13 protein-coding genes are annotated in these 21,760 nt (G+C 67.7%); 8 read left to right on the top strand and 5 right to left on the bottom strand.

From position 1 onward, the window contains the following. Positions 1 to 139: 139 nt before the first annotated feature. From AB0C78_RS37520 to AB0C78_RS37495, 6 genes are all read left to right on the top strand, one after another. Complete coding sequence (locus tag AB0C78_RS37520) at positions 140 to 2,491, top strand: hypothetical protein (RefSeq protein WP_360757643.1); 2,352 nt, start codon at positions 140 to 142, stop codon at positions 2,489 to 2,491. After that, a complete protein-coding gene (locus AB0C78_RS37515) occupies positions 2,488 to 3,471 on the top strand; it encodes an aminoglycoside phosphotransferase family protein (RefSeq protein ID WP_360757641.1) in 984 nt (327 codons plus the stop codon). The genes AB0C78_RS37520 and AB0C78_RS37515 overlap by 4 nt, the downstream gene beginning before the upstream one ends. Before the next feature lie 305 nt (positions 3,472 to 3,776). Continuing rightward, on the top strand, positions 3,777 to 5,195 hold the full coding sequence (locus AB0C78_RS37510; protein ID WP_360757638.1) for a carotenoid oxygenase family protein: 1,419 nt from the start codon (positions 3,777 to 3,779) through the stop codon (positions 5,193 to 5,195). A 371-nt stretch (positions 5,196 to 5,566) separates the two neighbouring features. Next, the gene (locus tag AB0C78_RS37505) at positions 5,567 to 6,328 is read left to right on the top strand and encodes a hypothetical protein (protein ID WP_360757635.1); all 762 of its coding nucleotides are present in this window, start codon (positions 5,567 to 5,569) and stop codon (positions 6,326 to 6,328) included. A gap of 65 nt (positions 6,329 to 6,393) precedes the next feature. Then, positions 6,394 to 6,645, top strand: a complete 252-nt coding sequence (locus tag AB0C78_RS37500; protein WP_360757633.1) for a DNA-binding protein — start codon at positions 6,394 to 6,396, stop codon at positions 6,643 to 6,645. Between the two features lie 203 nt (positions 6,646 to 6,848). Next, positions 6,849 to 7,544: an excalibur calcium-binding domain-containing protein gene (locus tag AB0C78_RS37495; RefSeq protein ID WP_360757631.1), complete on the top strand. Its 696-nt coding sequence runs from the start codon at positions 6,849 to 6,851 to the stop codon at positions 7,542 to 7,544. 83 nt (positions 7,545 to 7,627) lie between these two features. Here AB0C78_RS37495 and AB0C78_RS37490 read toward each other — a convergent pair whose 3' ends face one another. From AB0C78_RS37490 to AB0C78_RS37470, 5 genes are all read right to left on the bottom strand, one after another. Beyond that, positions 7,628 to 7,969 (bottom strand): PH domain-containing protein, encoded by a 342-nt coding sequence (locus AB0C78_RS37490; protein WP_360757629.1) that lies wholly within the window; start codon positions 7,967 to 7,969, stop codon positions 7,628 to 7,630. 183 nt (positions 7,970 to 8,152) lie between these two features. Then, entirely contained in the window at positions 8,153 to 9,844 is a 1,692-nt protein-coding gene (locus tag AB0C78_RS37485) for a DUF2207 domain-containing protein (RefSeq protein ID WP_360757626.1), read from the bottom strand. 76 nt (positions 9,845 to 9,920) lie between these two features. Next, positions 9,921 to 10,334: an NUDIX domain-containing protein gene (locus AB0C78_RS37480; protein ID WP_360757623.1), complete on the bottom strand. Its 414-nt coding sequence runs from the start codon at positions 10,332 to 10,334 to the stop codon at positions 9,921 to 9,923. Positions 10,335 to 10,661: 327 nt separating this feature from the next. After that, entirely contained in the window at positions 10,662 to 11,639 is a 978-nt protein-coding gene (locus AB0C78_RS37475) for a CBS domain-containing protein (protein ID WP_360757620.1), read from the bottom strand. Continuing rightward, complete coding sequence (locus AB0C78_RS37470) at positions 11,636 to 13,456, bottom strand: DUF262 domain-containing protein (RefSeq protein ID WP_360757618.1); 1,821 nt, start codon at positions 13,454 to 13,456, stop codon at positions 11,636 to 11,638. Before AB0C78_RS37470 ends, AB0C78_RS37475 begins: the two co-directional genes overlap by 4 nt. Positions 13,457 to 13,648: 192 nt before the next feature. Here AB0C78_RS37470 and pglW point away from each other — a divergent pair, with 192 nt between their 5' ends. Beyond that, a complete protein-coding gene (pglW, locus tag AB0C78_RS37465; RefSeq protein WP_360757616.1) occupies positions 13,649 to 17,947 on the top strand; it encodes a BREX system serine/threonine kinase PglW in 4,299 nt (1,432 codons plus the stop codon). Continuing rightward, positions 17,944 to 21,546, top strand: coding sequence for a BREX-2 system adenine-specific DNA-methyltransferase PglX (pglX, locus tag AB0C78_RS37460; protein ID WP_360757613.1), 3,603 nt, complete (start codon positions 17,944 to 17,946; stop codon positions 21,544 to 21,546). Before pglW ends, pglX begins: the two co-directional genes overlap by 4 nt. The last annotated feature ends 214 nt before the right edge of the window (positions 21,547 to 21,760 follow it).

Here is a 21,760-nt window from a genome sequence, read left to right as displayed (position 1 = left end):
CCTCCGTCGCCCGGGAGACGCGATGCCCCTCGAACCCCGTTTCCGGCGGGTGGCCGCTTTCCACCGTCCATTCGTGGACAGGGAACAGGTGATGGCCGCCTTCGCCGAGGCGTTATCCGCTCCGCAGGACTCTCCGCGTGTGTTCAACGTGGTCGGCGTGGGAGGAATCGGCAAGTCGCGCCTGCTCAGGGAGCTCGCGCAACGGACCACCGCGACGCATCGCGGGGCGACGATCGACCTTCAGGTGCCCGCGATGCGGCAGCAGGAGGACGCCCTCGCCGTCCTGCGCGTCGAACTCGGCCGGCAGGGCGTCCGCTTCGATCGCTTCGACATCGCCTACGCCGTGCTCTGGCAGCGGCTCCACCCGCACCTGCGGCTCTCGCGCAAGGAACTGCCCTTCGTGGACGAGAGCGAAGCCCTGACGCAGATCCTCGACGGCGCGTCCGGCGTCCCGGTCTTCGGCACCGGCGTGGGGTTGCTGCGCCTGCTGAGCAAGGCCACGACCGGGATGCGGCAACGCCACCGGATCAAGGCCGACGACACGCTCAGCCATCTCGACGACCTCACCAACGCCGAGCTCGCCGACGCGGTCACCTACCTGTTCGCCGAGGACCTGCGCGACGGCTCCGACCGCCCCTACGTCATCCTCGTGGACGCCTACGAGGCGCTGGTGCCGGCCGCGGAGCGGTCGGGCCGGCCGCTGACCCAGGACGTCTGGCTCCGCGACCTGATCGCCCAGCTCGACCGGGGCGTGGTCGTCGTGGCCAGCCCCGAACCCCTCTCCTGGGAGTCGCACGACCCGGCCTGGACCGAGGTCATCCGCCACCAGCGGGTGGACGGCCTGCCCATGGCCGCCCGGCTGGAGCTCCTCGCCGACGGCGGCATCACCGACCGCGCCGCGCGCCAGGCGATCGCCACCGCCAGCCAGGGCCTTCCGTTCTACCTGCACCTGGCCGTCGACACCCGCACGACGGCTCGGCAGGCGGCGGCGACGGTCTCGTCCGAGGAGATCCTGCAGCGGTTTCTCACGCATGTCCCCTCTGACGAGATCCGCACCCTCGAGCTGCTCAGCGTCGCCCGGGTCTTCGACTTCGAGATCTTCCAGGCGATGGCGGACGCGTTCGACCTGCCCCGGCACCGGATGGCGTGGGAGTCGCTGACCGCCTACTCGTTCGTCTATCCGGCGGGCGCGTACGGCAGGCGTCTCCACCAGCTCATGCGGGCGGCCCTGCACCAGCGGCTGTCTCAGGAGACCGTCCGGGACGTCCAGATGCTTCTCCAGAAGGTGTGGGACGCGCGGGCCGCACGGGACCACGCGGCGGAGGACGGCGTCGCCACCCGGGCCCGCGCCGTACGCGAGGCGGCGTTCTGCGGCCTGCACGCCGGGACCCTGCAGGGCGAGGACGTCCTGCTGTACGCGGACCGCGCGATGGTGCACGGCGGCAAGCAGGGCATGGACGGTGTCGCCCAGGATCTGCGCGACTACCTGGACATGGGCCGCGGCGACGCGAACCTCGGCCAGACGGCCCGGTGCCTCGAAGCCGAGGCGGCCGTCCTGCTCGGGGACGCGGCGGCCGCCACGCGGCTCACCCCGTCCATCGACTGGTCGCTGCGCGGCACCCCGGGCGCACGCCTGGCACTGGCGGGTGCGCACGGCCGCCGCATCGCCGGAGCGACCGGCGAAGCCCAGCGGATCTTCACGCGGGTATGGACGGAGCACACCGGCCCGGCACGGCTGCGGGCCGGGTTCTGCATGGCCGACCTGGACATGTGCCAGGGGCGTTTCGGGGACGCGTCGGCCACGGCGGAGCAGATCCTCGCCGACGCCCCGGGCGACGACCTCGTGCTGCGCGGGGACGTCGTCCGGCTTCTGCACCTCGGGCACCGGTTCTCCTTCGACCTCGAGGCCTCGGGCCGGTCCCTGGACGCCGCGGCCGCGCTCTACGCGCGGGCGGGCACGGCGATCGGGCAGGCCGACATCAAGACCAACCGCGCGGAGCTGCTCGCCTGGACCGATCCCTCGCGCGCGCTCCACGCGGCCGCCGAGGCGATCGAGGTCCAGACCGAGCTGGGGGCGCACCACGAGATCGGCAAGGCGTACACCGCGCTCGCCATCGCCCAGCTCCGCCTAGGGCAGCATGCCCCGGCGGGGATGTCCTTCCAGGCGGCGGCCGAGGCACTGGAACGGGCCCGCTACCGGTCGGGCCGTGCCCGCGCGGAACTGTTCCGGGCCTTTCTGCACGCTCGGCTCGGCGACCCCGGCGCGGCGTCCTCGTCGGCCCGCTGGGCCGTCGCCGAACTCGTCGCCGCCGAGGTCTACCCGACGCTGATCATGGTGGCGGGTCATCTGCTGGACGAGCTCGGCGCGGGCGGCGAGTACCTGGCCGCCGTGACCGCACGAGCCCGCGCACAGATCAGCCCGGCCCATCTGCTGCCATCCCTGGACGACCGCGCACGCGCGCTCGTGACGGCCATGCTGGAGGACGCATGAACTGGCAGGACCTGTACGAACGCGCGCGCGAGAAGGGCGACGCGGCGGCGGGCTACTACAACGACAACATACGCATCGACACCCCCGACGGGCCGGTCATCGTCCGTATCCCGATCCACGGTGCGGACATGATGGACCTGCGCCCCTGGCGCGAGGACCGCGTGCTCGCCGCTATCGCCCCGCACGTCCGTGACGCTCCGCGGCTCCTGCACGTCTCCGCCGACCCGCCGTTCCAGGTCCACGAGTTCATCGCGGGCGACGTCCTCAACGATGTGGCCCCCCGCGGCGTCCCCGTTCCCTCCCATGTGCTGGACGACACCGTCCGGCTCTTCACCCAGCTCGTCCGCGTACCCCGGCTCCCCGACGTCCCCGCGTCCTGGCCGGCCGACAAGGACACGGCCGCTTTCGCGCGGCTCCTGTCGGACCTCACCCAGCATGTGCACGACACTTACAGCACCGGGTACGGCGAGCTTTTCCGAGCGTTGGCGATCCCCGCGGAGCCCCTCGCACCGGTAGGCGCCCTGTGGCGCCGCCTCACGGCCCGCCCGTTCGCCTGCGTGCACGCCGACGTCCACCGGCGCAACATGATCGTCGGCGGCGGCTCGACCACATTCCTCGACTGGGAACTCGCGCTCTGGGGCGACCCGGTCTACGACCTGGCCGTCCACATCCACAAGATGGGGTACCTGCCGGCCGAGCAGGAGGCCCTCGTCGAACGCTGGCGCGCCGCGATGCCCGCCGAGCGGACCGCGGGCTGGAAGAGCGACCTGGACGCCTACCTGGCCCATGAGCGGATCAAGTCGGCGATCGTCGACTCCGTCCGCTACTCCCAGCTCTTCGCGCGCGGCGGCCCCTACCCGTATCCGCCGGATCGGCTCATCGCCTCCCTGACCGCCAAGATCAACGCGGCCCGCGTCCACTGGCGCATACCCGACCCCATCACCCCCGCAGCCGTCGAGGCCGTCCTCCGCTCCGCTTGAGAGGCCCTCCAGGCCAGCGTGGCGCGTCCGGCGGGAATGCTGAGGGTTGCGGTACGAGCCCGCAGTGCGGTGACAAGCCAGGGGGCGCGGAGACTTGGAGAGCGATCTTTCCGGGGGGAAACGTCGCAGGCAAGGCGCGTGCAGAAGATACGGACACTCCGAGCGTTTATGGCGCCTGAGGTGCGCAGCCTCGCGGGCGGACGCTACATTCGGGGAAGTTGGATGGTAGTCGTTAGCTGTTGAACTACGCATAGACCTTGTGGCACGCTCTCCTGACTGGGACCTCTTCGGGTGAGGAGTCGCGCGTGACCGCAGCAGCCGAGGGTGTCGAGGCGTGGCACGGGCTTTACGATGCGCTCGCCGAGGAGCACGACTACGAGATCGGCGAGATCGACGGGCGGCTTCCAGACGGTCTGGTCGGGACGCTCTACCGGAATGGTCCCGGACGCTGGCAGGTCGGTGAGACGCTGCTCGACCACATTTTCGACGGCGACGGAATGGTGTCGCTCTTCTCGTTTCCGGGTGACGGCAGAATCCATTACCGGAATCGGTATGTGAGGACGAGGCATTACCGTTACGGGCAGCGGAAAGGGCGGGTCGGGCTGCGAGGGCTGGGCACTCAGCGGCCTGGTGGCGTACTGGGCAACATGCTCCGGCCGCCGGCGAACGTCGCCAACACCGGAGTGGTGCTGCACGGCGGGCAACTGCTGGCGCTATGGGAGGGCGGACGGCCTTACCGGCTCGACCCGGACAGCCTGGAGACGATCGGCGAGCACTCGTTCGACGGGCGGCTGAAGCTGATGTCGGCCTTCTCAGCGCATCCGTCGCGCTGCCCGGAGACCGGCGAGCTGTTCAACTTCGGAATGGACTTCACGCGGCTGCGGAGCCTGCGATGCTACCGGGTCGATCCGCGCGGGAAATTGCGGCACATGCCGCGGATATCGCTGCCCTACAGTCCGTGGAATCATGACTTCGCGCTCACTCGCCGGTATCTGGTGTTCGTCATCAACCCCGTCATTCCGAAGGCGGCGCCGATTCTGCTGGGAACCGGGTCCATAGCGGATGCCCTGACCTACGAGCCGCATCGCCCGACGTGTTTCGCGATCGTCCCTCGGGACGGCGGCAAGGCGCGGATCATCGAGCACAAGGCGCTGCTCGGGTTCCATTTCGTCAACGCGTTCGAGGACGGCGACGACGTGGTCGTGGAGTTCGTGCGCTTCGCCGACTGGGGCCAGGTGGCCACCCGTTTCCGCGATTTCCGCACCAGCGATTTTCCCTGGGGGGACGCGCTGATGCGGTATCGCGTCTCCTCGTCCGAAAGGATCGAGGAACAGGAGGTGTGCAGCGGGCCCATGGAGCTGCCGCACGCCGACGTCCGTCAGGCGGGACGCCCACATCGCTACACCTATTTCGCCGGCCGGACGCCGACCAGTACGGGTATTCATGCGTACGACCACGTGACCGGCCGCCGCACGGCTCACGAACTGCCGCCGGGGCATGGTTTCGGCGAGCCCGTGTTCGTGCCCCGAGCGCCCGATGCGGACGAAGGCGACGGCTGGCTGCTGATCCTCGCCTACGACCCGGACGAGCACCGATCGCGGCTGCTCGTCCTGGACGCCCGCGACGTCGAGGCCGAGCCGCTCGCCGTCGCCCACCTGCGCCACCACATTCCGATGGGCTTCCACGGCTCCTTCACCACCCGCGTAGCGGCGAGCAAGGGCTAGGAGCTTGTCTCATGTCTGATTGGCCTTGGCGCGGCCGGTGAAGACGCGTGCCGACAGGGCGCTCCGCTCCACCGACATCAGACCTGGGTGGTTCAACGCGGAATCGTGCCACGCGTCGCCCGGCCCGGCAGCGAGTCGCGCGAACCAGCCGTTCGTTCGCACGGCGCCGCACCGAGGAGACGGCGCCGTGTCGTTACGGAAAAATACCGGTATTCGCGGCCGTGTTGCATGCGCGGGAACCGCGTCTGCGTAAAATTTCTCGCCCGGATGTTGAATTCTGACTCCGATTGACGGTTTATCTCTGGCGACGGCTCAGTGAACTCGTGGCGGGACTTCCGCCGCGGGCTTCGGGACGAGAGGCAGAGGTGTATATGTCCAATTCGCGATCAAAGGGCCTTCTCGACGCGATCGAGATGCGTTTCCGCGAGTCTCGAATGGCGACCCTGACGCTCGACGAACCGAGAGAGGACGGCCATCGGATCTCCCTGGAGCGAATCCGCGAACTGATACTCGACCGCGGCATCGCGCCGGAGGCCCAGGACGCCGTCTGGCGGGAACTCGTGACGCTCGCGCGGAAAGGCGAGGAGCGGTGGCAACTCGCCGCGATCTGGATGATGCTCCCGGGCCTTCGCAAGATCGTCGGTCGCTGCGGTGGAGGGCGGGAAACGGACTACGGGGAGGTCGAGTCCGAGGCGGTGGCCGGGTTCCTCGAAGAGCTGCACAGGATCGACGCCCGTCGGCCGAGGATCGGTGCCTCGCTGTGGTGGGCGGCGCGGCGTCGGGCGGCGGAAGTCCGCTTGAGGAGGGCCCGCGAGATCCCGAGCGAGGAAATCGCTCTGGTCGCCGCTGAGCGCGAACGCCGGGACCACGAACCGGGCGCGCTCGCCGAGGCCGTTCACGAAGGTGTCATTTCCGTTTCGGACGCCAGGCTGATCAACGAGACGCGCCTTGAAGGGGAGCGTCTCGGCGCGGTGGCAGAGAGAATGGGGCTTCGTTATCACGCGTGCCACCAGCGTCGTGCCCGCGCGGAGGGACGGCTTGCCGGATACCTCCTCGTCGGAGGCGACAAGAGGGCGCCCTCTCCACCAGGGGAGGTCCCGGTGCAGCTCCGTCCAGAGGGGGACGCGGCGTGATCCCGACCCGCACCGGAGACCGAAAAGGCGATAGGGCCGGGCCGTGCTTCAGGCAAGTGGTTCCTGTGACGTTCCCCGAATTGTTCGACCTCCCCGTGGTCGTCGACCTCCGCACGGCAGGCCGGGCTGTGGGCATTTCCATCGGAACGGCCTACAAGCTCGTCCATGCCAACGCTTTCCCGTGCCCGGTGATGCGACTGGGGCACCGCTACAAGGTGCCGACCGCTGCGCTCATTGAGGCGTTGCACATCGACCGGGTTCCGGTTTACGAGGAGGACGTGGAGCGCGGCGCTGCATTCGCCGAGCGGACGGCCTGACACCGCTCCTCGTGGCGAAGGACGGCGGATCCGGCCACCCGCGCCGGATCCGCCACTCCGTCAGCGACGCGCTCGCCCGGCTGCCGCGCGCTTGCTGAGGTCGTTCGTTGTCTCGTGGACGTCCTCTGAGGCTGGACGGACTTTGGCGGAACCTTGGTCTTTCATGCCCTTAAAGGGGTCTTTGGGGTGGAATGGTCAAGTCCATGGCGCCTTCTCGGACTCCACCGCGGCCGGGTTTCCGCCCACGGCGGCTGGCCGCGGCCTTCGCCTGGCTGTCCGCGGCCGCGCTCCTCGGCGCCTGCGGAGAGCAGAGCCAGCATCAGACGCAGCAGGAGCCCACCCGGACGGTGACGAAGTCCCCTCCTGAGAGCACGCCGCCACCGGTGACCACGACCGTCCCCGCCCCTCATCACTCGGCCGCCGGCAGCCCCGCCCCGAGCAGCCCGGCCCCCAGCAGCCCGGCCCCGAGCAGCCCGGGCCTCGACCCGCGCTTCCGCACCTGCAAAGAGGCCAACGCGCACGGCTACTACGACTACGTCAGGGGCGTCGACCCGGAGTACTACTGGTACATCGACCGCGACCACGACGGCATCGACTGCGAACCCGGCGAAGCCGACACCTCGCCCCCGTCGTCGCCGACCGAACAGCCCTCGCCTCCCACCGAGTCGCCTTCGCCTCCTACCGAGCAGCCCTCGCCTCCTACCGAGGAACCGTCTACGTCCACCAAGCCGCCCCCACCCACCACCAAGGAGCCGTCGCCACCCGAACCCAGTGGGCCACCGCCCACCGAGGAGCCCTCGGCTCCGAGCTCGGGCGACCGGCACTCGTCCGACCAGCCCCCGGGCGGCGAACCCTTCGCCACCCCGCTCCGCCTCCACCTGACCGCCGCGACGACCTGAGTTCCGCATCCGCTAGATGCGCGTTGGACTCTTGCTCCGCCACGTGCGCAGAGCGTCCGCTATCTCGTCGAAGTCCCGCTCCTTCACGGGGCCGAGATCGCAAGGAACAGGAAGGGCAACGGCCCGCCGTCGTTGAGCATCAGGAACAGACGTCTCCCGATGAGCGTCTTCTCGGCCCTGACCTCTGACACCTGCGACCAGGGGATCCGCCGGGTTCTCATACGTCGAATAACCACGCCGTCACGCTCGCACTCGACCGACTCGCGCTGGAACCGCCACGCGTTCACCGCGAATGGAAGGGCGACGACCAAGAAGACGAGGTTGGCTGCACCGACTGCGACACCGGCCGCCAGCGCCATGGCAGCGGCCAGGACCGCTCCGGCGGCCCAGAATGAGACAAGCACGGACCGATAGGACTTCTGCACCTGGTGCTTGCTCCTCAATCGCTTCATTGCCTGGGGCCTCAGTAGCCGGTCGGGGTGCCAATCGTTGCAGTCGCCAATGAAGTCGGCGACTGGAACGGCCTGGATGCCGCCTGGCCGCCTGACGTTGCGCTTCGTTTTTGGGATGGCGTGGTGATGTGGTCTGCGCTGAAGCGGATCGGCTGGTCACCAGCTTCCGCCTCCGCCGCCTCCTCCGCCACCGCCCACATGACCGCCTCCTCCGCCGCCGTACGAGGGAGGGGAGTAGGTCGTCGAACTCGAATATCCGCCGCTGCTGCCTGTGGATGTGCCTCGGGACGGATAGGACCACCGGCCGTCGGACGAGCGGGCCGGGGCATCGCCGGGTTCGGTGAAGAGCCAGCCGAGTGCGGTGAAGCGCTCGCTCGCCTGCGCCTCGTCCCCGGTATAGCTGTACCAGTCGAGCCGGGCGGCGTTGTCTGCGCCGAACCGCTCCACGGCCGGCCAGTTTTGGTAGGCGACGGCGTAGGGCAGGTGCCGGTCGGCATCGGGCAGTTCGAGTTGCCGGGACGGGGCGTACCCCTCCAGCAGTGCCTTGGTTCGCGTGCCGGCGAAGGTGAGGCTGTCGACCCGCTCCTGAACGAGCAGCGCGGCCGCGCCCGCGATGAGGAAGGCGACGCCCACCGCGGTCAGGTCGCCGACGGAGACGACCCGGATGTCGAAATGCCCCCACAAGTCCACGATGACCAAGACGGCCCCCGTCACGAGGCCGATGATTCCGAGCGTGCGCAGCACCAACTCGTAGTCGTACGAGTCGAATCTCCGGATCAGCTTGCGCGTGCGCAGGGCGTCATAAAGGACGCCGGTCATCCGCAACGACCGGACCTCCGTCCGCCGCGCCTTGCTGACCCGGACCTTCTTCCTTGACCCGAACACCTTCTCCAGGAGCGTCTGTTCGTATGGCCGTAGTGGGTTCTCGTTTGCCTGCCGGGTCAGCGTCACCTTCTCGCCGTCATCGTCGATGCGGAGATGGCCGCGGATCGCGAGATCGATCAGGACGGCCTCGTGGTAGCTGGCATCCCGGGCACGGCCGAAACGGGCGAGGAGGTATCGGGCTTCCGCCGGGCCCACCAGCGCGAGCAGGTCCGGCACGGGACGCGGACGCTGGCGCCAACGGACCCATGCCCGTGTAGCCAGGAGGAGCGCGCACACCAGGCCGACCGCAGCATGGCCCACCCACGTCACCGCGTACCGGGGGCGTGCATAGTGCGGCGGTGGCACATGCACAGCTCCCTTAGGCAGGCCGACCCTGACTGTGATGCCCTGATGCGCGCCGAGTCTCTGCGTGAATGACGCGCTGTTCCCGGCGACGGTCCGGCCGCCGCACGCGCTAGGGGAGCCCTCGTGACCGGCGAAACAATCCGCGTATGTCGGCGCTGCGGGAGCATCTACCCGGACGGTCGCCGTATCCATCGGCACGCTCCAGCCGGTACCGATCGCGTCCCAGTACAACTCGTCATGCCCCTTGTACGGAGTCAGCGCGCGCGCCACGTCGAAGTCGATGGCGTAGGTCCACACGCCTTTGACCGTGGTGTCCTTGTCGCCGATCCGAATCTTCAGCGTGTCCGTTCCATAGTCGGTTTCCGTCGTGGCGCGCTTCCCGTCCGCCGTCACCCGCACGCGCTTGATGTCGTACAGGCGCCTGCCGTCGCGGTAGGGGATCACGCGCTCGATTCCGTGCCTGCCCCGGGCGTCGCCGAAGTCGTAGGCGATCACCTCATGGACGTGCACGAGCCCGTCGGCACGGACGGTGAGACCGACCCGGTAATCCCGAATGTGCTCCGTCGCCGCGTGCGCGGGCCACGCCATGGCGACGACCAGCAGGACCGCACCGAGCACACCCCACCGCAAGACGCGCATAACGGGTACGACGCCCGCGACCGCCGTCCCGTTCGTCCCTCGTCCGACCGGACGCTCAGGGGCGGAACAGGGAGACCACAAGAGGCCGGAGCCGCACGGACATCTCGTCCGGCACCTCATCGGCCCCGCACCAACGCGCCTCGAGGACCTCCGCCGGATCGAGCGACAGCCGCCCACCCGTCACCCGGGCCTCGTAATACGCTTCCACCCGGTGGCGGAAACCGCTGGCGACGTGAAACGGGGTCCCGTCGACCTCCACCTCCAGCGAGGTCTCCTCCCGTATCTCGCGGGCCACGCCGTCCTGCAGCCGCTCGCCCGCGTTCACGTATCCGCCGGGCAACCCCCAAGCGCGGTACTCGGGCCACAGCCGATGCCGCAACAGCAGAACCCGCCCCTGCTCATCTCGGACGACGCCGGCCGCATAGACGAGGAACGTGTCATGCCTGAACCGCGCGAGCCGCCACTGCACCCGCCCGCCCAACCGCCGCCAAACCCAGACAAGCCCCCGCCGCCCCACAGCCCGACCACCCACCCAGGAATCCTCCCACGCCTGCGCCCCGTGAAAGAGCCGCGCTCACCCTGCTCTGTGGTCGGCGTTGACGCCGTGTGTTCGCCTGGTCGCACTGCAGTTCACGGGTGCACGTGATCGCTGGCGTTGCAATAGGGGCCGAACTGGACGAAAAGCCAATTCTTCATGCTCGTAAAAGAGGGCTTCTCTGCGAGCGACACACCGCCGAGCCTTCGCATCCATACCGGCTCCCGCAGGCTCACAGCAGCTCCTGGGCCGGTACCTTCCTCACGGCATGAAGTGCTTGAGCAGGCTTGCGAAGATTTCGACCCTATGAACCTGGTCATCCGTGAGCGGGTTGGGCCGGAAATGGGCCACCTCGTTGCGGATCTTGCGCACCTCGTCGAGCTTGGCGACGAATTCGTCCTGGTGGAGCTCCCATGTCAGGCGTGCCCAGCGGTCGGGTTTGGCGAACACCTGCTGGATCTGCCAGACGGTCAGGTCGTCGGCGATCTTCGCCTTGTTGTTCCCGGACGCCTCGCGGAGCTCGGCCGTGGTGGTGCACATGCGGTTGACGCAGTGGCGCAGCCGCCGCTCGATCTCGCCGAGTCGCAGGAACGGGCCGGTCAGCCTGCCGAACTCCAGGCTCAGGTCCGCGGGCGTCACCACTCCGGAGATCTTCTCGTCCTCGTCGCGGACGAAGACGCAGTTGTACTCATTGATCTCGGGAATGGTCACGAGAAGCTCCGCGTCGGCGCGGACGATGCGGGCCTCGTCCATCGCGTCCGCCAGCGTTTCGCATTTTCCCTTGGCGTGGGCGAGCGCGATCGACTGCCAGCTCACCACGCCCTTGAGCACGTACGGCCCGGTCAGGACGGGCAGCTGGGAGTAGTGGTTCTCCAGCATCTTCATCCGGGCGCGCGGCAGGTCGTCGTCGGGGCGCAGGGAGACGAGTGCTCCTTCGGGCAATCGGGCGGTCGGCAGGTCGCCGATGCGCAGTGCCTTGGGGGCGGGAGCCTCCTCCGTGCCACCGGTGTCCGGGGTCCCTCCGGCGGCGTCCGCCGCCTGGACGGTGAGTGACGAGTCCAGGTGGCCGTGGATCAGGCTGGGCACGCAACTCAGCCCCGCCTCGGACAGCACGCTTTCGATCCGGCCGACGATCTCCGGGTCGCGGTTGCGCTCACCGAACAGGTCGAGGAGCTCCGCCACGGTCAGATCGACCGGTTCGGCGGCCGCGTTCTCCAGTTCCGGGGGGAGGACCGTCATGCCACCAGCTCCGGGTCGGACTCGTAGTCGGCGGCGGACTCGGGTGCCTGGGCCGCCGGGATCGCCTCCTTGCCCATCGCCTTCTCGATGAGGAGGCGCAGTTGCCGGGCGCGGTCCTGGTAGAACCGCTTGAAGTCCTCTTCCCGCAGGGCGGCCGGGTCGATCAGGTGCGTGGCGATGATGTCGTCGAGCCAGTTCGCGGGCAGGCCCGTGTCCGTCTCCAGCGACCGCAGGTACGTCCTGGGGGCCCGTTGCCCGACGAGCTGTCCGGTGCGATGTGCCAGCAGCGTCTTGTTGACGATGCTCTCGTACTGCTCCCGGGGGACCTTGTTCTTCTCGCACCAGCTCTTCGGGAAGATCAGATACAGGCCGACCTGATGGTCGTAGAAGATCTTCTCGTCGATCGGTGTCCGGTTGTGCGTCCAGTCCTTGGCGCCCTGCCGCATGACCAGCGCGTACAGGCCCTTGTACGCGGCGCTGTTGCGGCTGCGCATCGTGTCCAGCCGTGCTTCACGGAAGATGGCTTCGCCGACCGAGGCGGGTTCCTGCCCTTCGCGGATCCAGGCGACGACCTGTTCCAGGTCGCGAGGAAGCCGCGTCTCGGGGGATCCGCCGTACTGCTCGCCGAACACGCCGCACCAGAACCAGCGCGAGATCTTCGCGTACGCCTCGTCGGAGTCGGTCTCCTCGCCCAGAACGGTCCGGATCGCAGCCAGCGCGACGAGCTGGGTCATGTACGGGATGTCTCCGACGTTGAAGACGCACTGCCGGCGAAGGAACTGCGCCGTCCAGTGGAAGGCGTCGACCACTCGAGGCGACCACTCCAGGTAGTCGTCCAACGGAAGCTCGAGGATGTCCTTGCGCTTGCACGCCGGACGAGCCCTCCGCCGGAAGTAAGTGGAGACGAGGGTGACCGCCTGGAGGAAGTCGGTGTTGCTGAGCCCGGCGCGCGGGGCCGTCAGCATGGTGTTGGTGTCCAGGTCGCGCCAGATCCGGTCCCAGTCCTCGTGGAGCTGGAAGTCCTTGCCGTGCTTGTCGTAGTACGCCGGGTCGGCGGCGTAGGTGGCGGTCACCAGCTCGAAGACGCTCAGCGCCACACCGCCGGTGTTCACCTTCTCGAAGACCGTGCAGACGGCCTCCTTCGGGGTGTCCTTGGTGAGCCTGATGACGGGGATCTGATACTGGTTGACGTTGTTCAGCACTTTGGAAGTGAACTTCGTCCAGAGCTGCTGCCGGGCCGGATCGCCGGCCGTAAAGGCGAACATCCACTCCATGACCTTCTGGGTGTCCAGCATGGCCTGGAATGGGAAGATGCCGGCTGCGGCCTCGTTCTCCACCGTGCTGAGGTCGTAGGTGACCCCTCTGCCGAAGTCTTCGCGCAGGACGCGGTCCTCGGGGACGGAGAGGATGGCCTCTTCGCGGTCGAAGTCGTCGTCGATGGCCTTGGCGATGTCGATGTAGTACCAGCGCTTCAGCTTCTTCTTGCGCGCGTCCATCGTCTCGACCGGTGCGTCCGAGTGCAGGGCCTGGTAGAGCGACGTCAGGCGTTGCTGGCCGTCCATGAGCAGGAGCGCCGGCTCGACGCGCCCGACGGGTGCCCCGGAGAGCGGACGCGGCTTGAACCGCGTGCCGGGCCCGCCGGTCTCCAGCGCCATCATGACCCCGACCGGATAGTGCCTGGTGACGGTTGCCAGCAGCGACACGATCCGCTCGTCGTCCCATTTCCAGGGACGCTGGAAGTCGGGCAGCTGGATCCGGCCGTCATCGACCATTTCGACCAGCTCGCTCAACAGGTACTGGGGTGTTTCGAAGGGCACGCCGGCGCTCCTCGGTACGCGTTGTCGAGTTGTGGTCCGAGGTTAAACCGGTCAAGGGCCTCATGACTCGTGAACGCGGCGTGACGGGCCGCATGTGGCAAGGTTGCCGGTTCGTGATCGAGACGAGGTGCGGGCTGTCGGTCCTGCCTCCTATCCTGTCCAGGCACGAGTGGACTGGGGGATGGCAGGCTGATGGCGACGGGCGGTAACCGCTGGTGGGGGGCGCGGTCCGAGTTCCCCTGGGAGCAGGACGCCCTCGACTTCGTCCGGCAGCGGATGCCCACGACCGACCCTTACCGCGCGTGGACGACCTTCACCTTCACCGCGAAGTCGGGCCATGTCCGCGAGGTCGACCTGCTGATGGTGACGCCTTCCGGGCTGTTCCTGGTCGAGATCAAGAGCCATCAGGGCCGGCTGGTCAACTCCGGCAGCACCTGGATGTTCCACAACCAGGGGCGGGTCAGCACGATCGAGAACCCGCTGCACCTGGCCGACCGCAAGGCAAAGGAGCTCAAGGAGCAGCTCCAGTGGGCGCTGCGGAAGACGAACACCAAGGGGCTGAAGGTCCCGTTCATCCAGGCGGCGGTGTTCCTGTCCGACCCGGCGTTGAGGTCGGAGTTGGACGATGTGCAGAGCACCGGCGTCTACGCCCGCGCCGCGGACAACGGGCTGCCTCCCGTCTGGGACGCCCTGCTCGGCAGGCGCCGTCCCGTCGCGCCGTCCCGCACCGAGATCACATTCTCCCGCAAGATGCCGGAGCTGATGGACGCCATCGGCATCCAGGGCTACCGCAAGCACCGGACGGTCGGGACGTGGCGCCTGGAGCCCAAGGCGATGGACGCGGGCCCCACCTGGGAGGACTACCTTGCCGAGAACACGGCCCTCGAAGGCGATCATCGGCGAGTAAGGCTGTACCTGTCGGAGCTAGGCGCGTCTCGCGAGGCGCAGGAGTCGACGCGCCGGGCCGCGCGCCGCGAGTACCTGGTTCTTCAAGGAATCGACCATCCGGGGATCGTCAAGGCGGAGCAGTTCAGCGACGACCATGACGCGGGTCCCGCGATCGTGTTCCCGCACCGGCCCGAGTGGCTGCGCCTCGACCACTACATGGCCCAGTACGGCGACGGCCTGGACGTCGAGACCCGCCTCGGGATGATCCGGCAGCTCGCCGAGGCCGTCGCCCACGCGCACCGCCGCCACCTGTACCACCGGGCGCTCGCCGCCCGCAGCGTCTACGTCGCCTTCCACGGCGCCGGCTACGACCCCACCCTGAAGATCATCGACTGGCAGGCCGCGGCCCGTCCCGGTGGCGGGTCGAATGGCGTGCACCCCGGACGCACCTCTACGCTCGCCGGAGCCGTCGCGACGGCCGCCGGGCACATCGAGCGGTCCGCGGAGGCGTATCTGGCGCCAGAGTTCGGCCGGGCCGACGCCGAGAGCGTGCCGCTGGACGTGTTCGGCCTCGGCGCGCTCGGCTACCTGATCATGACGGGCGCCGCGCCCGCCGACAGCCGCGGCGCGCTCGCCCGCCGGCTGACCGAGGAGCACCGGCTCACCCCGTCCGCGATCGACGAGTCCATCACCCCGCAGATGGACGAGGTGATCCAGGGCGCCACGGCGCTCGACGTGTTCGACCGGTTCGAGTCGGTGAAGGACTTCCTGGAGTACCTCGACCTGGTCGAGGAGGAGCTGACCGCGCCGGACGCCGAACCCGACGCGGACCCGCTCGACGCCGTCCGCGGCACGGTCGTCAACGGCTGGACGGTGCTGCGCAATCTCGGCCAGGGCTCCACGTCCCGCACCTTCCTCGCCGAGCGGCAGACGCCCGAGGGCAAGCAGACCGGCGTGCTGAAGGTGGCGCTGACCGAGGCCGCGTCCGACCGCCTGCACGCGGAGGCGGCGCTGCTCGCGCGGCTGCGCAGCACCCGCATCGTCGGGTTGATCGAGGGCCCGTTCGAGGTCGCGGACCGCACGGTCGTCGTGCTGGAGGAGGCCGGGCAGGTCACGCTCGCCGAGCACATCAAGCGGCAGGGGCGGCTGTCCCCGGACGAGCTGGAGAAGTTCGGCGACGAGCTGTTCGACGCGGTCGACTACCTGGAGGAGGAGGGCGTCCGGCACCGCGACATCAAGCCGGAGAACCTCGCGATCCGCCGCCTGGCGAACAACATGAGCCGCCTGGTGATGCTCGACTTCTCCATGGCGGACACCCCGGACACCGCCGTCAAGGCCGGCACCCCCGACTACAAGGACCCGTTCGTCGGCACCGACCGCCGTCCCCGCTACGACGACCACGCCGAGCGCTACTCCATCGCCGTGACGCTGCACGAGATGGCTTCCGCGGAACGCCCGTCCTGGGGCGACGGCATGGCCGAGCCGGAGTTCATCGACAAGGCCGAGACCGTCCCGCAGATCGCCGAGGACCGGTTCGACGCGGGCCTTCGCGACGCGCTCGCCGCGTTCTTCCAGCGGGCCCTGCACCGCGACGCCGGGAAGCGGTTCGCGTCGCTGAAGCAGATGCGGGACGCCTGGCGCGGCATGTTCCTCGCCCTCGACCAGACGGCGCCTCCGTCCACGCCGAGCAGCACCGATGAGGACACCGAGGACGTCATCGAGGCCCGCGAGGCCCTGGCGAAGGCCGCCACCGCGGACACGCTGCTCGTCGAAGCCGGACTGTCACCGCGCGCGCTGTCCGCCGCGATCGACGGGCTCGGGGTGTCGACGGTCGGGGAGCTGATGGCGGTCCCGGCCGCCCGCGTCCACCGGCTGCGCAACGCGGGGATCGGCTCCGGCCCCCGCAACGAGCTGCTGCGCCTCGGCCGCGACTGGCGGCACCGCCTCGGCTCGAAGGAGTCGGTTGCCGCCGTCGCGAACGACCAGCGCAAGGCGGGGGAAGACGTCTCCGTCGCCGGCGCCGACCTCAAGGAGCGGCTGAAGCGCCTCAGCCTCGACGAGATCGCCGGGCGCCTCGTCCCCAAGGAGGAAGGGCAGGACGCCGAGATCGTCGCGCTCGCCCTCGCGCTGCCCGGCCCGGACGGAGCGAAGGCGCCGCTGGAGCCGTGGGCGTCGCAGCGGGACATCGCCGACCACAAGCGCATCAAGCCCACGGACGTGTCGCAGGCGCTCGCCGCCGCCCGCCGCCGCTGGACGTCCGACAGTGCCATCAAGCCGCTCCGTGAGGACGTCGTCGCGATCCTCACCGAGAAGGGACGCGTCCTCGAATCCGACCAGCTCGCCTCCGAGCTGCTGACCCGGCGGGGGAGCGGCCTCGCGGACCCCGCCGCCCGGCGCGCCGTCGCCGGCGCCGCCCTGCGCGTCGCCATCGAGACCGAGGAACGCCTGGACGAGCCGCGCCTCGCCAAGCGCCGCACCGGCCCCGGCGGCAAGAAGGTCCTCATCGCGCTGCGCGCCCCCGAGGACGCTGACCTTCCGGACGCCCCCGACCTCTTCGACTATGCGGAAGAGCTGGGGCAGCGCGCCGACACCCTCGCCGGCCTCAACCCGCTGCCCAGCGCCGTTACCGTGCAGGGGACGCTGCGCGAGGTCATCGTCCCGTCCGGGATGCCGCTGCTGCCCGACACGGCGCTCGTCGCCCTGGCTGCCGCCGCGTCCGCGAACGCGGCGGTCACCGCCCGCCTGGAGCTGTACCCGACGGACCTCGACCCAGTCCGCGCGCTCGAACTCGCACAGATCGCCGGATACCTCGGCGGCACCGGCATCACCGCCGCCGACCTGCGCCGCCGCGTCCTCGCCCGCTTCCCCAGCATGACCCGCCTGCCGGACACCCCGGCCGCCCTCTACAAGGCGCTCCGCAAGGCCGGGTATGAAGTCGAGTGGAGCAAGGACGGCAAGCGCCTCGTCGACCCCCGGTTCGACATCGCCGCCCGCTCCTACAGCGGCGGCCACAGTCCCGGGACGGCCACCGCCACCGGGCGCATTTCCACCGACCAGATCACCCAGCGGCTCCTCGGCAGCGTCACCGACGGCGGCTTCCTCGCCCTCAAGACCCGCATCCGCAACGCGGACGCGATGCTCGGCGCCCTCACCGCGTTCCCGGACGTCACCCCCATCAACGTGACGACGGAATTCACCCGTGCCCTCCGCGAGGTCGTCGCCGCCCGCGAGCTTCCGACCTGGGACACGATGCTGGAGGCCGACCCGGCGGACGCGCCGCCCGTCTTCCACCAGCTCATCGAGCAGGCGTTCGCCGACGTGGAGAAGGCCGTCCGCGCCACCGCGAACGTGGCGCTGCTGCACGACGCGACACCCCTCGCCCGCTACAAGGGCGGCCCCGAACTGCTGTCCCGCCTCGCCGAAGCGGCACGCGACCCGCACGAGACGCCGAACGGGCTGTGGCTGCTGTGCCCGATGGCGGACCCGAAGAACCTGCCGCTGCTTGATGATGCGGTCGTCCCGACGAACACCGACAACGAACACTTCGTGCTGCCCCGCCTGTTCGGGCAGCCGGACGAATCCTCCGCCGGGAGAGCCTCATGATCGACCGCAAGGCGCTGCTCGCCGACCTCAAGAAGCAGGTCGGAACCCTTGAAGGGGACCTGCGAGAGCGCGCGGCCGACGACGCGGACACCCACGCCCGCCTGCACGGCGAGTGGCAGAAGGCCCGCGAGGCGAGCCGCATCGCCGCCACCTACGAGACGTGGCTGGACGACCGCGTGACCCAGGCCGCCGTCGCCTGGGTCCTTGGGACGGTGTTCCTGCGGTTCTGCGAGGACAACGGCCTGATCGAGATGCCCTTCCTCGCCGGCCCCGGTGACAAGCTCGACCTCGCCCAGGAACGCCAGGCGGACTACATCCGCCAGAACCCGCACGACACCGACCGCGACTGGATCCTCGCGGGCTTCAATGAGATGTCGCGCTCCTCCGTCGCCGCAGGACTCTTCGATCGAGCCCACAACCCCATGTGGCAGATCGAGATCCCGCACCCCGCCGCTAAGGCGCTGCTCGCTTTCTGGCGCCGCCGCGACGAGGACGGCGAGATCGTCCACGACTTCACCGACCCCGACTGGGACACCCGCTTCCTCGGCGACCTCTACCAGGACCTCTCCGAGCACGCGAAGAAGACGTACGCGCTGCTCCAGACCCCGGACTTCGTCGAGGAGTTCATCCTCGACTACACCCTCGAGCCGGCCGTTGACGAATTCGGCCTGGACGGCCTGCGCCTGATCGACCCCACCTGCGGCTCCGGCCACTTCCTCCTCGGCGCCTTCCACCGCATCCTCAACAAGTGGCGGGGTGCGGAACCCGCCACGGACATCTGGGAACTCATCCGCCGGACGCTCCTCTCGGTACACGGCGTCGACAAGAACCCCTTCGCAACGAACATCGCCCGCTTCCGCATGCTCGCCGCCGTGATGAAGGCCGGGGGAGTTACCACACTGCCTCGCGTCCCGGAATTCCCCATCATCATCGCCACCGGCGACTCCCTCCTCCATGGCCGAGGCGCTCCGGGAATTCAGGAAGACCTCCTCTCCGCGGCCGAACCACACACTTACGCCACAGAAGACATCTACGACTTCATTAGCGCGGAGGACGACGCTCACTCGATTGCGCTCGACCTTTTGGGAGCGGGAAGTTATCACGTCGTGGTGGGCAATCCTCCATATATCACGGTGAAGGACAAGCAGGAGAACGGCAATTATCGTTCGGCGTACAAGTCCTGTTCTGGAAAATATGCTCTCTCTGTTCCGTTTATTGAACGGTTCTTTCAGTTGGCCCGCCGTGCCGAAAGTGCGGATCTGCGGGCAGGCTTTGTTGGTCAGATTACAGCCAACTCGTTTATGAAGCGAGAGTTTGGCAAGAAGCTCATTGAAGAATATCTTCCCACCATCGAAATTGCAAATATAATCGATACATCTGGAGCCTATGTTCCGGGGCATGGAACTCCTACGGTAATTCTTATCGGGAAGCGTCGATGGCCAAAGCAAGAAACCCTGATTCATGCGGTAATGGGTATTCGCGGCGAGCCGGAGATTCCGGCTGACCCGGCTAAGGGTAGGGTTTGGCGCGCTATTGTTGCCGAAACGGCTAACCCAACGGGCCAAGGGGAATGGGCTGCTGGACTTAAAGTACGGCGAGACAGATTTTCTTCCCATCCGTGGAACCTAAGTGGCGGCGGCGCGGACGATCTTCAGGAACTTATTGAGGAAGGCAAAGCCAAGCTGAAGAACATCTGCAGCCGAATCGGTGTTTTTGGTATACCGGGTGCGGATGAGGTAATGATCGCACCGGCCCGATCCTTCGGAAGGGCGAAGGCGGAGACGCCTGTACAGGCAGCTCTCGGGGTAGGCGACAATGTCCGCGACTGGGGAATTAGATCGGAGGTAATGGTCTTCTTTCCCTATAGTGGATCACACGAGCTGATGGATCCGAGCGCTTTCTCTTCGATGATGAAGCGCATGTGGCCTTTTCGGACTAATCTCGGAAATCGGGCTACGTTTGACGGTGGAACGTACTTTACTCGTGGACGCCCTTGGTATGAGTGGCATCAGCTTCCCAAGGATTCTAATGCCCATGCATGGACCATCGCGCTAGCTTTTGTTGCTACTCACAATCATTTTGCCCTCGATAGGACTGGCAAAGTCTTTAAGCAGAGTGCGCCGATCATTAAGCTGCCAAAGCATGCAACCGAGGATGATCATCTTGAAATTCTAGGCCTGCTTAATAGCTCCACGGCCTGCTTCTGGCTTAAGCAAGTAAGTCATGACAAAGGCTCGCAAGGAATTAATGAGGGATTCAAGTCTCAAGAATGGGAGCGCTTTTACGAATTTACTGGGACGAAGGTCCAAGAACTGCCGCTTCCTGAACGCCGGCCGCTTGCGCGGGCCAAAAGGCTAGATTATCTAGCCAATGAACTCGAGAGTCACAGTCCAGAGGCTATTGCGCGACGAGGAGTACCGGTTGCTGGAACCCTCTGTGAGGCTAAGGCTCTATGGGAGAGTATCCGGCGCCGCTTGATTGCTGAGCAAGAGGAGCTCGACTGGGAGGCGTATCACCTGTATGGCCTGATTGAAGAAGATCTCATCATGCCTCGTAAATCAATTCCTGAGGTTGATCTTGGACAGCGGGCCTTCGAGATTGTGCTTGCACGCAGGCTAGAGCGCGGAGAAGCTGAATTCGCATGGTTTGGCCGACATGGATCAACTCCCACAACGGAGATTCCTGAGCATTGGCCAGAGGAGTACAGGCAGATCGTCGGTAGACGCATCGAGATCATCGAGAGTCGACGTGACCTCGCACTGATTGAGCGGCCAGAGTGCAAGCGGCGGTGGGCGACGGAGCCCTGGGAGAAGCAGGCGAGGGATGCGCTGCGTAGTTGGCTGCTGGATCGGTGTGAGGAGCGTTCGCTCTGGTTCGCGGACGATGAGTACGGCACCGAGCAGCCGCGCGTGATGACGGTCAGCCAGCTTGCTGACCAGCTCCGGCGGGGAGAAGACTTCGTGTCTGTCGCCCGGCTGTACGCGGGTGATGATGTGGACCTGGTCAAGGTGATCACGGAGATTACGCAGGACGAGCATGTCCCGCACTTGGCGGCGCTTCGGTACAAGGGCCCGTCTGGGCTGCGGAAGCGGGCGCAGTGGGAAGACGTGTGGGAACAGCAGCGCGAGGAGGACCGGACGGGCAAGCGGCTCGACATCCCGGTACCTCCCAAGTACACGTCTGCTGACTTCATGAAGACGTCGTACTGGCGGAATCGCGGGAAGCTGGACGTGCCCAAGGAGCGGTTCATCTCGTATCCGGGGAGTGGGCCGGATGGGGATTCTTCGCTGTTGCTTGGGTGGGCCGGCTGGGACCACCGGGAGCAGGCCCAGGCGCTCATGATGTTGATCGAGGAGCGGGCCACCCAGGACGGGTGGGACGCTGCTCGACTGACGCCGTTGCTCGCGGGGCTTGCCGAGGTGCTGCCGTGGGTCCGGCAGTGGCACGGCGAGGTCGATCCGGCATTCGGACAGAGCCCGGCCGACGCGTACACCATGTACCTGGAGAGCAAGCAGCGCGAGTACGGGATCTCAGACGACGACCTCAAGAACTGGCGCCCCGAGAAGCCCAAGCGCGGCGGCCGCAAGAAGAAGGACTGACCGTCCTTCCGCGCGCATGCAGTGCGGCTCTGCAAACGTAGCCAGTTGGAGACGGCTACCTCGGTGAGTAGCGGCGAGTCGTCGTTATCCAACAGCTCTTAAGGATGACTCGCCGCAAGTCAACGTACTCGATTGACGTTGTTGGATTGCGGGCTGTGCCGTCGAACGTGGAACGGCGTCTGTGCTGGGCGTTCGATGCCTCCGCGATTCGCCT

Origin of the sequence: Actinomadura sp. NPDC048394 (genome assembly GCF_040651755.1) — a bacterium.
GTDB lineage: Bacteria > Actinomycetota > Actinomycetes > Streptosporangiales > Streptosporangiaceae > Spirillospora > Spirillospora montaniterrae.
This window is presented reverse-complemented; position numbering and strand designations above follow the sequence as displayed.

Coding starts and splice junctions, on each gene's coding strand:
- pglX (WP_360757613.1), top strand. CDS start 17,944: ATGATCGACCGCAAGGCGCTGCTCGCCGACCTCAAGAAGCAGGTCGGA.
- AB0C78_RS37505 (WP_360757635.1), top strand. CDS start 5,567: ATGTCCAATTCGCGATCAAAGGGCCTTCTCGACGCGATCGAGATGCGT.
- AB0C78_RS37495 (WP_360757631.1), top strand. CDS start 6,849: ATGGCGCCTTCTCGGACTCCACCGCGGCCGGGTTTCCGCCCACGGCGG.
- AB0C78_RS37515 (WP_360757641.1), top strand. CDS start 2,488: ATGAACTGGCAGGACCTGTACGAACGCGCGCGCGAGAAGGGCGACGCG.
- AB0C78_RS37475 (WP_360757620.1), bottom strand. CDS start 11,639: ATGACGGTCCTCCCCCCGGAACTGGAGAACGCGGCCGCCGAACCGGTC.
- pglW (WP_360757616.1), top strand. CDS start 13,649: ATGGCGACGGGCGGTAACCGCTGGTGGGGGGCGCGGTCCGAGTTCCCC.